This is a genomic window from Streptomyces sp. NPDC054841, from assembly GCF_053611045.1.
The window spans coordinates 24,440-38,137 of sequence record NZ_JBSGZO010000035.1; the positions used below are offsets into that span (position 1 = coordinate 24,440).

Consider the following 13,698-nt stretch of genomic DNA (forward strand, 5'->3'; position numbering starts at 1 on the left):
GACTTCGGGTGGGGCCCCGGGGCTACTCCGGCGGGGCCGTCACGAAGTCGATCAGCTCTTCCACCCTTCCCAGCAGCGCCGGCTCGAGATCCCTGTAGCTCGTCACCCGCGACAGGATGTGCTGCCACGCCGCGCCCGTGTTCGGCGGCCAGCCCAGGGCGCGGCAGACGCCCGTCTTCCAGTCCTCGCCGCGCGGTACGGAGGGCCAGCCCGCGATCCCCACCGACGAGGGCTTCACGGCTTCCCACACATCGATGTACGGATGGCCCACCACGAGCACATGCGGGTCCGTGACGGATGCCGCGATGCGGGACTCCTTGGAGCCAGGGACCAGATGGTCGACGAGGACGCCCAGACGGGCGTCCGCCGTCGGGGAGAAGTCCGCGACGATGGACGGGAGGTCGTCGACGCCCTCCAGGTACTCGACGACCACGCCCTCGATGCGCAGGTCGTCGCCCCACACCTTCTCGACCAGCTCGGCGTCGTGGCGGCCCTCCACGTAGATGCGGCCCGCGCGGGCGACCCGGGCCCGTGCGCCGGGGACGGCGACCGAACCGGAGGCCGTACGGGTGGGCCGTACCGGAGCACCGGAGGACGGCCGGACCAGCGTGACGACCTTCCCCTCCAGCAGGAATCCGCGCGGCTCCAGCGGGAAGACCCGGTGCTTGCCGAAGCGGTCCTCCAGCGTCACCGTCCCCGCCTCGCAGCGGATCACCGCGCCGCAGAAGCCCGTCGTGACCTCCTCGACGACGAGATCGGGCTCGGCCGGGACCTCCGGCACGGGGGCGGACCGCTTCCACGGTGGGGTCAGGTCGGGGCTGTAACTGCGCATTCCGCAGACGCTACGACACCCCGAACCGCCGGGCCAGCTCATCCCGTTGAGCGCGTACGAAGGCGGCGTCCACCGCCGCCCCGTGCCCCGGTACGTACACCGCGTCCTCTCCGCCCAGCGCGAGCAGCCGGTCCAGGGCCGCCGGCCAGCGGGAGGGGGCCGCGTCCGGGCCCGCCTGGGGGTCGCCCGACTCCTCGACCAGGTCGCCGCAGAAGACAATCTCCGGGTCAGCAGCCGTGCCGGGCACCAGTACGGCGAGGTCGTGGCCGGAGTGGCCCGGTCCGGCGTTCACCAGCAGGACCTGGCGGCCACCGAGGTCCAGGGTCCACCGGTCGGAGACGGTGTGCTGCGGCCGCACCAGCACGTCCGTGGCCTGCGCCGAGTCGGCAGGCGTCACACCGTGGCGGATCGCGTCGTCGCGCAGCACGTCCCGCTGGCGGACGAGCAGCTCGTCGATGCCGACCGCGCCGTACACCTGGACCGCCGAGAACGCCGCCGTGCCGAAGACATGGTCGAAATGGGGGTGGCTGAGCGCGATATGCGTCACACGGCGGCCGCCGAGAAGGGCCTCGGCCTGGGTGCGCAGCTCGGCGCCCTCACGGAGCGTGGAGCCCGTGTCGTACAGCAGGGCCGCGGTCTCTCCGACGACAAGACCGATGGTGGCGTCCCAGACAGGCATGCGGCGCCGGCCCACTCCGTGGCCGAGACGTTCCCATCCGAAGTCTTCCCAACTGACGTCCATACGGCGACGCTATCCCGGGCGACCAGCGACGTCTTGCCGGTCCGCGGGGCGGTAGCGTGTCCGATCGCCCTTGCTAGGGGCGTACCTCCCCGCCGTACACTGGCCCGGGGGAAGACTGGCACTCAGCCGCAGTGAGTGCCAGGCAGGACCGACGGACCGCCGAGGAATCACAGCTGGAGGTGTGCGCGATGCTCAGTGAACGCAGACTCGAAGTGCTGCGCGCCATCGTCCAGGACTATGTCGGGACGGAGGAACCCGTCGGTTCCAAGGCCCTCACCGAGCGGCACCGGCTGGGTGTCTCGCCGGCCACCGTGCGCAACGACATGGCGGTGCTGGAGGAGGAAGGGTTCATCGCCCAGCCCCACACCAGCGCCGGACGGATTCCGACGGACAAGGGCTACCGCCTGTTCGTGGACAAGCTGGCGGGCGTCAAGCCGCTGTCTTCCCCCGAGCGGCGCGCGATCCAGAACTTCCTGGACGGGGCCGTCGACCTCGACGACGTCGTGGCGCGCACGGTACGGCTGCTCGCGCAGCTGACCCGGCAGGTCGCGGTCGTCCAGTACCCGTCCCTCACCCGCTCGACCGTGCGGCATGTGGAGCTTCTGGCGCTGGCTCCGGCGCGGCTGATGCTGGTGCTGATCACCGACACCGGACGGGTCGAGCAGCGGCACGTGGACTGCCCGGCGCCGTTCGGTGAGACCTCGCTGGCGGATCTGCGGGCCCGGCTGAATAGCCGGGTGGTGGGCCGTCGCTTCACCGACGTGCCGCAGCTGGTGCAGGATCTTCCCGAGTCGTTCGAGCTGGACGACCGGGGCACGGTCTCGACGGTGCTCTCGACCCTCCTCGAAACGCTCGTGGAGGAGACCGAGGAGCGGCTGATGATCGGCGGCACCGCCAATCTGACGCGCTTCGGCCATGACTTCCCGCTGACCATCCGGCCCGTCCTGGAGGCGCTGGAGGAGCAGGTCGTCCTGCTGAAGCTGCTTGGCGAGGCCAAGGACTCGGGCATGACCGTACGGATCGGGCACGAGAACGCCCATGAGGGCCTCAACTCCACGTCCGTGGTCGCGGTCGGCTACGGTTCGGGCGACGAGGCAGTCGCCAAACTCGGCGTGGTCGGACCGACCCGCATGGACTACCCCGGAACGATGGGAGCGGTACGCGCAGTGGCACGTTACGTCGGACAGATCCTGGCGGAGTCGTAAGTGGCCACCGACTACTACGCCGTGCTGGGCGTACGCCGCGACGCTTCGCAGGACGAGATCAAGAAGGCCTTCCGGCGGCTGGCGCGTGAGCTCCACCCGGACGTGAATCCGGACCCGAAGACGCAAGAGCGCTTCAAGGAGATCAACGCCGCGTACGAGGTGCTCTCGGACCCGCAGAAGAAGCAGGTCTACGACCTCGGTGGCGACCCGCTCTCCGCCGCGGGCGGCGGGGGCGGGGCCGGTGGCTTCGGCGCGGGCGGCTTCGGCAACTTCTCGGACATCATGGACGCCTTCTTCGGAACGGCGTCCCAGCGCGGGCCGAGGTCGCGGACGCGGCGCGGTCAGGACGCGATGATCCGGCTGGAGGTCGAGCTCAGCGAGGCGGCCTTCGGGACGACGAAGGACATCCAGGTCGACACGGCCGTCGTGTGTACGACCTGCTCGGGCGAGGGAGCGGCTCCCGGTACCTCCGCCCAGACCTGTGACATGTGCCGCGGCCGCGGTGAGGTCTCCCAGGTCACCCGGTCCTTCCTCGGGCAGGTCATGACCTCCCGCCCCTGCCCGCAGTGTCAGGGCTTCGGGACCGTGGTCCCCACTCCGTGCCCCGAGTGCGCGGGCGACGGCCGGGTGCGGTCGCGTCGCACTCTCACGGTCAAGATCCCGGCCGGTGTCGACAACGGCACCCGGATCCAGCTGGCGGGCGAGGGCGAGGTCGGCCCCGGCGGCGGCCCGGCAGGCGACCTGTACGTCGAGATCCACGAGCTGCCGCATCCCGTCTTCCAGCGGCGCGGCGACGATCTGCACTGCACGGTGACGATCCCGATGACGGCGGGCGCGCTCGGCACGAAGGTGCCGCTGGAGACGCTCGACGGCATGGAGGAGGTCGACATCCGTCCGGGCACGCAGTCGGGGCAGTCGATCCCGCTGCACGGGCGCGGTGTGACGCATCTGCGGGGCGGCGGGCGTGGTGACCTCATCGTCCACGTCGAGGTGATGACGCCGACGAAGATGGATCCGGAGCAGGAGCGGCTGCTGCGGGAGCTGGCGAAGCTGCGGGGCGAGGAGCGGCCGATGGGGCAGTTCCAGCCGGGGCAGCAGGGACTGTTCTCCCGCCTCAAGGACGCGTTCAACGGTAGGTGAGGGGGAACCCCACTCACCTGGCTCCCCCCGGGGCGGGAGTTACGGGGGCCTGACGGCCCCCGTTCCCCCTGGGGAGGCACGGGCGCTTCGCACCGCGCGAGTCCTCGTTCCGCTCGGGTAGGCGCGGGCAGCTTCGCGCCACGCCGCTCGTTCCGGCCGGGCCGGTGCGGGCGCTTCGCGTCACGGCCTCTCGTCCATTTCCGGGGCGGGAGCTATGGCTTACGGCCCCGTTCCCCTTGGCAGGCGCAGGCGCAGGCGCAGGCGCAGGCGCTTCGCACCGTAACCCCTCGCCGCCCGGGCGAGGCTGCTTCACGCCGTCCCCGTCTCCCGGGGCAGGCGAGGCTGCTTCACGCCGTCCCCGTCTCCCGGGGCAGGCGAGGCCGCTTCACGCCGCACCCCCGTCCCGCCGGGGGCGGACGCGGGCCGTCCCGCGCCGGATTCGGTCGCGCCGTCGGGACGTGGCACCATGCGGGCATGTCCTCCGCGCTGACCGATCTCTGCCGCTACCCGATCGTGCAGGCCCCCATGGCGGGTGGCGCTTCCTGTCCCGAGCTCGTCGCTGCCGTGTCCGAGGCCGGCGGGTTCGGGTTCCTGGCCGCCGGGTACAAGACCGCGGACGGCATGTACCAGGAGATCAAACAGGTGCGCGGGCTCACCGGCCGCCCCTTCGGCGTCAATCTCTTCATGCCCCAGCCGCCCTACGCCGACCCGGCCGCCGTCGAGGTGTACCGGCACCAGCTCGCCGGGGAGGTGAGCTGGTACGAGACGCCGCTCGGCGACCCCGAGGCCGGACGGGACGACGGGTACGAGGCCAAGCTGGCGATCCTGCGCGACGACCCCGTACCCCTCGTGTCCTTCACCTTCGGCTGCCCCACCCGGCAGGCCCTGGACGCCCTCAAGCGCGCCGGGACGCTCACCGTCGTGACCGTCACCACGCCCGAGGAGGCACAGGCCGCACAGAGCGTGGGCGCCGACGCCATCTGTGTCCAGGGCATCGAGGCGGGCGGCCACCAGGGCACGCACCGCGACGACCCTGCCACCGATGGCGGCGGGATCGGGCTGCTGGCACTGATCGCGCTGATCAGGGAGACCGTACCGCTCCCGATCGTCGCGGCCGGCGGACTGATGCGCGGCAGCCAGATCGCCGCCGCGCTGGCCGCGGGCGCCGACGCGGCCCAGCTCGGCACCGCGTTTCTCGTCTGCCCCGAGTCCGGGGCGAACGCGCTGCACAAGCAGGCCATGACCAATCCGCTGTTCACCCGCACCGAACTCACCCGCGCCTTCTCCGGACGCCCGGCCCGCGGCCTGGTCAACCGGTTCATGAGTGAGCACGGACGGTACGCGCCCGCCGCGTACCCCGAGGTGCACCACCTCACCACCGGTCTGCGCAAGGCCGCGGCCAAGGCGGGCGACCCACAGGGCATGGCCCTCTGGGCCGGTCAGGGCCACCGGATGGCCCGCGACCTGCCCGCCGGGCGGCTCGTCGAGGTGCTCGCCGCCGAACTGGGCGCTGCGAGCGCCGCTCTCGCCCTGCGGAGTGCCTCATGACCGCCCCGGTGTTCGTCGTCGACCGCGTCACCCCCGGCACCGTCACCCTGGACGGCCCCGAGGGACGGCACGCCGTCTCCGTACGCAGGCTCCGCGTCGGCGAGGAGATCGTGCTGACGGACGGCGCGGGCAACGGCGCCTACGGCACCGTCGCCGCCGTCGAGGGCAAGGACCGTCTCGACGTCACCGTCACCGAGGTACGCACGGAGAGCGAGCCCTCGCCCCGGATCACCGTCGTCCAGGCGCTTCCCAAGGGCGACCGCGGCGAACTCGCCGTCGAGACCATGACGGAGACCGGGGTCGACGCGATCGTGCCGTGGGCCGCCGCCCGCTGCATCACGCAGTGGAAGGGCGACCGCGGCGCCAAGTCCCTCGCCAAGTGGCGTGCCACGGCGCGCGAGGCGGGCAAGCAGTCGCGCCGGCTGCGCTTCCCGGAGGTCGCGGACGCCGCGACGACCAAGCAGGTTGTGCGACTTCTCGCCGAAGCGGACTTCGCCGCCGTCCTGCACGAGGAGGGCGCCGAGCCGCTCGCCACCGCACAGCTGCCGTCGTCCGGGGAGATCGTGCTGGTCGTCGGTCCCGAAGGGGGCGTCTCCCCCGAGGAGTTGGCCGCGTTCGCGGAGGCGGGCGCGAAGCCGTACCGGCTCGGGCGGAGTGTTCTGCGCACCTCCACGGCCGGGACGGCGGCCGCGGCGCTGCTACTGGGCCGTACCGGCCGCTGGTCCTGACCCGGCCGTACGTCCCACCAGCGCGTCGAACAGCGGCCAGCGTCGATCTCCGCGATGCCGTGCGCGACCGGCAGCAGTCCGCGCGCTCCGGCCTCGTCGAGGAACCGGCGTACGACACCGGGCTCGTGAAGGTTCAGGCAGGTGTCGTGGCCGGTGGTGCCGAGCAGGCCGGACGACCAGTACGCGCCGGCCACGATGCGTCCCTGGCCGTCACGGAACACGAACCGCAGCTGGGCAAGCGGGGCTTCGGCACGGCGCACGGTCAGGATCTCGCGGCAGTCCGGGTGCAGATGCCCGACCGACCACAGCCAGACCTCCGGGCCAACCGTCAGCCGTCGGGGTGTGCGGTCGCGTCTCATCCCCCCACCGTACGCGGCGCGTTGTGACCGCAACGGGTCTACCGCGACCGCGGCGCCGGTGGGACGCTGCTGGGCATGGGCGCGTACACACGTGTACTGGCAGCGATCGGTCTGGCCGGCGCGGCGGCCCTCGGCGCCGTGGCGTGCGAACCCGGCACGGGCGGCGGGCTCAGCGCGATGGCGGTGTCCTTCACGACGGACGCCGCAGGCACACGCGCGCTGGAGCGCGCCGGGGTCCAGGTGCGCTGGCTCAGCTGTACGACCACGCTCAGCACCGGTCGTACGGCCTCCCCTCCGGCACCGGGCGTCGCCACCGTCGCGTGCGAGGGCGAGACCGATGAAGCAGGGGCGGCAGGGACCGGCCGGAAGATCACGATCAACGGCAAGGTCACCCAGGAGATCGACGGGCGCTGTGTACGCGGCGACCTGAAGGCCGAGGCCGGCGGCCGTACGGTCTTCCACGTCGGTGTCCTCGGTGACTGCAGCGCCCCGACACCCACGCGGGTCCCAGGCGCACCCACGCGGGTTCCGGGCGGCGACGGCCCGCCCCGCCCCACGGTCACCGTGACGGTGACCGTCACCGAAACCCGTACCCCGGGCAAGTAGCCCGGCGCCCCGGCACCGATAGCATGCAGATCCATTGATCGTCGGAGTCATGAAGGGGCCCGGACCATGGCGGGAGAACCGCAAGCCGACTGCCTGTTCTGCAAGATCGTCGCGGGGGAGGTCCCGGCCACCGTCGTACGCGAGACCGAGACGACCGTCGCCTTCCGCGACATCAATCCGCAGGCACCGACGCATGTGCTTGTCATCCCCAAGTCGCACTACCCGGACGCCGCCACGCTTGCCGCGGCCGAGCCCACCGTCGTCGCCGACATACTGCGCGAGGCGGCCGAGGTCGCGGCCGAGGACAAGGTGGACGCCACCGGCTTCCGTGTCGTCTTCAACACCGGCAGCGGCGCGGGACAGACCGTCTTCCACGCGCACCTCCATGTCCTCGGCGGACGCGGCTTCAACTGGCCGCCCGGATAGTCACCGCATGTCCGTACGAGAACTGGTCGTGCTCGGCACCGCCAGCCAGGTCCCGACCCGGCACCGCAACCACAACGGCTATCTGCTGCGCTGGGACGGCGAAGGCATCCTCTTCGACCCGGGCGAGGGCACCCAGCGGCAGATGCTGCGGGCCGGAGTCGCCGCGCACGACATCAACCGCATCTGTGTCACGCACTTCCACGGCGACCACTCCCTCGGTCTCGCCGGGGTGATCCAGCGCATCAACCTCGACCAGGTGCCGCACCCGGTGACCGCGCACTACCCGGCGAGCGGGCAGCGCTTCTTCGACCGGCTCCGCTACGCGACCGCCTACCGGGAATGCGTACAGCTCACCGAGGCGCCCGTCGCCACCGGCGGCGTGCTCGCCGACACCTCCTCGTACACCCTGGAGGCGCGCCGGCTCTCGCATCCCGTCGAGTCGTTCGGCTACCGGCTGACCGAACCCGACGGCCGCCGCATGCTGCCCGAGCGGCTCGCCGCACACGGCATCAAGGGCCCCGACGTGGGCCGCATCCAGCGCGAGGGCGCACTCGGCGGCGTCACCCTGGAGGAGGTGAGCGAGGTGCGGCGCGGCCAGCGTTTCGCGTTCGTCATGGACACCAGGCTGTGCGAGGGCGCGTACGAGCTGGCCGAGGGCTGCGACATGCTCGTCATCGAGTCGACGTTCCTCGACGAGGACCATCTGCTGGCCACCGACCACGGCCACCTCACCGCCGGTCAGGCGGCTCGCGTGGCGCGCGATGCGGGCGTACGGCACCTCGTCCTGACACACTTCTCACAGCGCTACAGCGAGCCCGAGGAGTTCGAGCGGCAGGCCCGGGCAGCCGGCTTCGACGGCGAACTCTCCGTGGCCCAGGACCTCGTCCGGGTCCCCGTACCCAAACGCGAACTCTGAGCGAGCACCGATGTCACTCCCCAAGGCCGAACTGCACCTGCACATCGAGGGCACCCTCGAACCCGAACTCGCCTTCGAACTGGCCGAACGCAACGGCGTCCGGCTGCCGTACGCCGGCACCGAAGACCTCCGCAAGGCGTACCTCTTCAGCGATCTGCAGTCCTTCCTCGACCTGTACTACGGGCTGATGGCGGTCCTGCACACCGCGAACGACTTCACCGACCTCGCCGACGCGTACCTCGCGCGCGCGGCGGCCCAGGGCGTACGGCACGCCGAGATCTTCTTCGACCCACAGGCGCACACCGGCCGCGGCATCCCGATCGGCACGGTGATCGAAGGGCTCGCGCACGCGCTGGACCGGGGCGAGGAGCGGCACGGCGTCTCCACGCAGCTGATCATGTGCTTCCTGCGCGACCAGTCCGCCGAGTCGGCCATGGAGACGCTCGACGCGGCGAAGCCGTACCTCCACCACATCAGCGCGGTCGGCCTGGACTCGGCCGAGGTCGGGCATCCGCCCGCCAAGTTCCGCGAGGTGTACGCGGCCGCCGAGTCCCTCGGACTGCGCAAGGTCGCCCACGCCGGCGAGGAGGGCCCGCCCGCGTACATCCGGGAGGCCCTGGACGTTCTCGGTGTCGAACGCATCGACCACGGCCTGCGTGCGATGGAGGATCCGGAACTGGTCGAACGCCTCGTCCGTGACCGGGTCCCCCTCACCGTGTGCCCGCTGTCGAACGTCCGCCTGCGCGCCGTCGACACCCTGGAGGACCATCCGCTGCGCTCGATGATGGACGCCGGGCTGCTGGTGACCGTCAACTCCGACGACCCCGCGTACTTCGGCGGCTATGTCGGCGACACGTTCCACGCGGTACGGGAGGCGCTGGGCCTCAGCCAGGACCAGCTGCGCGAGCTGGCCCGCAACTCATTCCGGGCCGCGTTCCTCGACCATGACGAGGCCCGCCGGGAGCGGTACCTGGCGGACGTCGAGTCGTACGACTTCGACAACGGCTGACGCGGGCCACACCGACTGACGCGGGCCGGTCAGGACACCAGAACCTTCGAGGACCGGTCCCGCAGGAGCCGGAGCCGACGGGCCCGCACCCGTGTCGTCACCGGCACCGGGATCTCCGCGACCGGCTGTTCCGGGGCGCCGATCTGGGGGACCCGGGCCCCCGACGGGGCGCCCGTCGTGAGGGCGACCACCGCGGCCGGGGCACCGCCGCGGCGGCGGATGGCGCCGGGGACCAGCGGGCGGCCCGAGGTGTGGAGGGCCACCGCGGTCATCGGCACCGCCACCAGGAGCAGCAGGGCGCACAGCACCAGCCCCATCCCCGGGTATCCCGCGTGCGCGGAGAGCAGGCTGCCGGTGAGCGGTCCGCACGCGACGCCCAGCGACGACGCGGAGCCCACGAGCACCGCCCACCGGCCGCGCGGGTCGAGCGACGCGGCGAGTCCGATCAGATACGACAGGACCACGGGGTAGAAGACGTTCCACAGGATCTCGCCCGTGGCGAAGGTCATCAGACCCCGCGCCGACGAACTGACCACGATGCAGCAGGCGATGACGGCCGTCCCCGCGCCGATCGGGATCGCCCGGCCGAGCCGTGGCCCCAGCGCGCCCGCGCCGAGGACGCCCGCGAGCCCCGCGCCCAGCGCGACCGCGAAGACCGCGCCGACCGTGACCTCGCTCAGCCCGGCCTGGGTGACCCCGATCCGCCCGCTCACGCCCCACAGGGCGTTCTGCGCCATCGACCAGCAGAGCATCGCGCCCGCGAGAACCGCCCCTGAGCGCAGCCGGGGCAGCCGGTGCAGCCGGTTCTGTGGGCCCTGGACACTCACCCGTGCGCCGGCCGCGTCGAGCCGTCCCGTCGCGGGCCACACCAGCACCGCGGCGAGCGCGAGCGCCGCGAACGGCAGTGCGTGTCCGCCGCCGAGCCGCGGGAGCGTGAGATACAGGGCCCCCGCGGACGCCGACACCGCGAGCAGCCCGAGCGCCGAGGCGCGGTGCGGGTCGCGCTGCGTGGCGATTCCGGCCGCGGCGACCGCCGTCGCCGTACCCGAGCCGAGGCCGCCCACCGCGGTCCCCGCGACCACCAGCGGTACGGACGAGGTCAGCGCGGCGGTCCCGTACCCGCTCAGGGCGAGCAGCAGGCCCAGCCGGGAGAGCCGCCGCGGCCCGTGCCGCTCGACCTGCGAGGCCAGCACGAAGCCCGCAAGAGCCGAGTGCAGCAGCAGCGTCGAGCCGACGAGCCCGGCCTGGGCGGGGGAGAGTCCGAGTCCGGCGGAGAGCCGGCCGACGACGGTCGGCAGGAGATACGCGGCGAGGTAGCCGGCGGCGAAGACGGCGACCAAGGGCCACGCGGCGCGCGGGCGCGAGGGCATGGGCGTTCCCGGGAACAAGGGGGCGAAGGTGGGGTGGAGCGCCCGGTGTTGCACGGGAACGCGGGCCAATTTGTATCAAGCGTGTCCGGGGCCGGAGAAGATGGGATGGTGTGATGCGGGACACATTTGGTTTGTGCTGGATTGGCAGGGGTAACAGTGTGCACTTTCTGTGGGCCGCCACCCCTGTGGTAGGGCGAGGATCGGGCACACTGGCCTGATTCGCACCGCTCTTGCAGCGCACCTCGCACCGCGATTCGGGAGCCACCGTGATCACGACCGACGGAGAGCAGCAGCAACGCACCACAGACGTCGACCCGTTGGGCGCGCTGCGCACCGGCAGGGACCCGGATTGCGATGTGTTCCTCACCGGCACGGTCTTCCTCGACATCATCTTCACCGGTCTGGACAGCGCCCCGGTGCGGGGCACCGAGTCCTGGGCGCGGGGCATGGGGCAGAGCCCGGGCGGGGTCGCCAACATGGCCACCGCGCTCGCCCGCCTCGGTCTGCGCACCTCGCTCGCCGCGGCCTTCGGCGACGACTTCTACGGCGACTACTGCTGGGACGCCCTGGAGCAGGGCGAGGGCATCGACCTGTCCCGGTCGCGGACCGTGCCCGGCTGGCACTCCCCGGTGACCGTCTCCATGGCGTACGAGGGCGAGCGGACGATGATCTCGCACGGTCACGAGGCCCCGCCGCCGGAGGACAACGGCGCCCCGTTCCACCCGGTGCCGCCGCGCGCGCGGGCCGCCGTCGCCTCCCTCGCACCCGACCGGCGCGAGGGCTGGATCGCCGAAGCGGCCGGCCGGGGCGCCCGGATCTTCGCCGATATCGGCTGGGACGACTCCGGCCGCTGGGATCTTGCGTCACTGCTCGATCTGGAGTTGTGCGAGGCGTTCCTGCCCAACGCGCAGGAGGCGATGCGCTACACCCGCACCGACTGCCCCCGGGCCGCGGCCAGAGCGCTGGCCGACAAGGTGCCGGTCGCCGTCGTCACACTCGGGCCGGAGGGCGCGTACGCCGTGGACGGCGCGACGGGGGAGACCGCGGAGGTCCCGGCGATCGCGGTGGAGGCGCTGGATCCGACGGGAGCGGGCGATGTCTTCATGGCCGGTTTCGTCACGGGCACGCTCGCGGGCTGGCCGCTCGCGGACCGGCTCGCCTTCGCCGGGCTGATCGCCGCGCTGTCCGTGCAGGAGTTCGGTGGCTCGCTGTCCGCGCCCGGCTGGTCGGAGGTGGCGGCCTGGTGGCAGTACGTGCGGGGCTGCTCCGACCAGGACCCGGAGGCGCTGGCCAGGTACGCCTTCCTCGCCCGGTTGCTGCCCGCGACGGCCCGGCCGTGGCCGCTGCGCCGCGCGGTGCCGACGATCGGCTTCCGCCGCTCGGCCTGAGCAAGGGGGCCCGGGGAACTCCCCCACCCCGGGAAAAGGGCTTCGGGACTGTCGGTGCGGGGTCGTACGCTGGTACTCCAGAGGTTGTCGAGCAGCGAGAACCCTGCAACGGGAGGTATGTGCAGGCCACAGAGCCGGCCCATGACTCAGACACCCACAGCCCAGACCCCAGCGCCGGGACAGGCGCGAGCCCAGTTCACCGTCCCGGCCAAGCATCCGATGGTGACCGTTCTCGGTTCGGGTGACGCCCTGCTGCGCGTGATCGAGAAGGCCTTCCCGGCGGCCGACATCCATGTCCGGGGCAACGAGGTCAGTGCGATCGGCGACGCGCGCGAAGTCGCTCTGATCCAGCGCCTCTTCGACGAGATGATGCTGGTGCTCCGCACCGGACAGCCCATGACGGAGGACGCGGTGGAACGCTCGATCGCCATGCTCAGGGCGAGCGAGAACGGGACGGGGCCCGACGAGACCCCGGCCGAAGTGCTCACGCAGAACATCCTTTCCAGCCGCGGCCGCACCATCCGCCCCAAGACCCTCAACCAGAAGCGCTACGTCGACGCGATCGACAAGCACACGGTCGTCTTCGGCATCGGCCCCGCCGGTACGGGCAAGACCTATCTGGCGATGGCCAAGGCGGTCCAGGCGCTCCAGTCCAAGCAGGTCAACCGCATCATCCTGACCCGGCCCGCCGTCGAGGCGGGCGAGCGCCTCGGCTTCCTGCCCGGCACGCTGTACGAGAAGATCGACCCGTATCTGCGTCCGCTCTACGACGCGCTGCACGACATGATCGACCCGGACTCGATCCCGCGCCTCATGGCCGCGGGCACGATCGAGGTCGCGCCGCTGGCGTACATGCGAGGCCGTACGCTCAACGACGCGTTCATCATCCTCGACGAGGCGCAGAACACGAATCCGGAACAGATGAAGATGTTCCTGACACGTCTCGGCTTCGATTCGAAGATCGTCGTCACCGGTGACATCACTCAGGTCGATCTGCCGGGCAGCACCAAGAGCGGCCTGCGCCAGGTCCGGGAGATCCTGGACGGCGTCCCGGATGTGCACTTCTCCATGCTGACGTCGCAGGATGTCGTCCGGCACAAGCTCGTCGGCCGTATCGTCGACGCGTACGAGCAGTACGACAGCCGAAACGGCACCAACGGGAAGTAGACCGAAGAACACCATGTCGATCGACGTCAACAACGAGTCCGGCACCGAGGTCGACGAGCAGGCGATCCTCGACATCGCCCGCTACGCGCTCGCGCGGATGCGTATCCACCCGCTGTCCGAGCTCTCGGTGATCGTTGTGGACGCCGACGCCATGGAGCAGCTCCACATCCAGTGGATGGACCTGCCGGGCCCCACCGACGTCATGTCCTTCCCGATGGACGAGCTGCGCCCGCCGGTCAAGGACGACGAGGAGCCCCCGCAG

The 13,698-nt window shown here is 71.7% G+C and carries 15 protein-coding genes; 12 read left to right on the top strand and 3 right to left on the bottom strand.

Annotated features, from left to right (window positions below):
• Positions 1-22: 22 nt before the first annotated feature.
• A complete protein-coding gene (locus ACWGI8_RS07965; protein WP_453659258.1) occupies positions 23-832 on the bottom strand; it encodes a DUF3097 domain-containing protein in 810 nt (269 codons plus the stop codon).
• A 10-nt stretch (positions 833-842) separates the two neighbouring features.
• The gene (locus tag ACWGI8_RS07970; protein WP_453659259.1) at positions 843-1,574 is read right to left on the bottom strand and encodes an MBL fold metallo-hydrolase; all 732 of its coding nucleotides are present in this window, start codon (positions 1,572-1,574) and stop codon (positions 843-845) included.
• 188 nt (positions 1,575-1,762) lie between these two features.
• On the opposite strand from ACWGI8_RS07970, the gene hrcA reads away from it, so the two are divergent.
• The 9 genes from hrcA to ACWGI8_RS08015 all read left to right on the top strand — a co-directional run bounded on the left by hrcA (position 1,763) and on the right by ACWGI8_RS08015 (position 9,511).
• Positions 1,763-2,779 carry a heat-inducible transcriptional repressor HrcA gene (gene hrcA / locus ACWGI8_RS07975; RefSeq protein WP_453659260.1) on the top strand — a complete coding sequence of 339 codons (1,017 nt, stop codon included), beginning with the start codon at positions 1,763-1,765 and terminating at the stop codon, positions 2,777-2,779.
• Positions 2,780-3,919, top strand: a complete 1,140-nt coding sequence (gene dnaJ, locus ACWGI8_RS07980) for a molecular chaperone DnaJ (RefSeq protein WP_453659261.1) — start codon at positions 2,780-2,782, stop codon at positions 3,917-3,919.
• A 474-nt stretch (positions 3,920-4,393) separates the two neighbouring features.
• Complete coding sequence (locus ACWGI8_RS07985) at positions 4,394-5,467, top strand: nitronate monooxygenase (RefSeq protein ID WP_453659262.1); 1,074 nt, start codon at positions 4,394-4,396, stop codon at positions 5,465-5,467.
• Positions 5,464-6,195, top strand: a complete 732-nt coding sequence (locus tag ACWGI8_RS07990) for a 16S rRNA (uracil(1498)-N(3))-methyltransferase (RefSeq protein WP_453659263.1) — start codon at positions 5,464-5,466, stop codon at positions 6,193-6,195. Before ACWGI8_RS07985 ends, ACWGI8_RS07990 begins: the two co-directional genes overlap by 4 nt.
• A 59-nt stretch (positions 6,196-6,254) precedes the next feature.
• Positions 6,255-6,581 carry a hypothetical protein gene (locus tag ACWGI8_RS07995; protein ID WP_453659264.1) on the top strand — a complete coding sequence of 109 codons (327 nt, stop codon included), beginning with the start codon at positions 6,255-6,257 and terminating at the stop codon, positions 6,579-6,581.
• 48 nt (positions 6,582-6,629) lie between these two features.
• Entirely contained in the window at positions 6,630-7,160 is a 531-nt protein-coding gene (locus ACWGI8_RS08000) for a hypothetical protein (protein ID WP_453659265.1), read from the top strand.
• 66 nt (positions 7,161-7,226) lie between these two features.
• On the top strand, positions 7,227-7,586 hold the full coding sequence (locus ACWGI8_RS08005) for a histidine triad nucleotide-binding protein (protein ID WP_453659266.1): 360 nt from the start codon (positions 7,227-7,229) through the stop codon (positions 7,584-7,586).
• Positions 7,587-7,593: 7 nt separating this feature from the next.
• Positions 7,594-8,502, top strand: coding sequence for a ribonuclease Z (locus tag ACWGI8_RS08010; RefSeq protein WP_453659267.1), 909 nt, complete (start codon positions 7,594-7,596; stop codon positions 8,500-8,502).
• A gap of 10 nt (positions 8,503-8,512) precedes the next feature.
• On the top strand, positions 8,513-9,511 hold the full coding sequence (locus ACWGI8_RS08015) for an adenosine deaminase (protein WP_453659268.1): 999 nt from the start codon (positions 8,513-8,515) through the stop codon (positions 9,509-9,511).
• Positions 9,512-9,540: 29 nt separating this feature from the next.
• Here the strand turns inward: ACWGI8_RS08015 and ACWGI8_RS08020 are convergent, their stop codons facing one another.
• Positions 9,541-10,881, bottom strand: a complete 1,341-nt coding sequence (locus ACWGI8_RS08020; RefSeq protein ID WP_453659269.1) for an MFS transporter — start codon at positions 10,879-10,881, stop codon at positions 9,541-9,543.
• A gap of 266 nt (positions 10,882-11,147) precedes the next feature.
• On the opposite strand from ACWGI8_RS08020, the gene ACWGI8_RS08025 reads away from it, so the two are divergent.
• From ACWGI8_RS08025 to ybeY, 3 genes are all read left to right on the top strand, one after another.
• A complete protein-coding gene (locus tag ACWGI8_RS08025) occupies positions 11,148-12,269 on the top strand; it encodes a carbohydrate kinase family protein (RefSeq protein WP_453659270.1) in 1,122 nt (373 codons plus the stop codon).
• Between the two features lie 141 nt (positions 12,270-12,410).
• The gene (locus ACWGI8_RS08030; RefSeq protein WP_453659271.1) at positions 12,411-13,436 is read left to right on the top strand and encodes a PhoH family protein; all 1,026 of its coding nucleotides are present in this window, start codon (positions 12,411-12,413) and stop codon (positions 13,434-13,436) included.
• A 13-nt stretch (positions 13,437-13,449) separates the two neighbouring features.
• Positions 13,450-13,698, top strand: a 249-nt coding sequence (gene ybeY / locus ACWGI8_RS08035; RefSeq protein ID WP_453659272.1) for an rRNA maturation RNase YbeY, incomplete at its 3' end; no start/stop codon positions are given.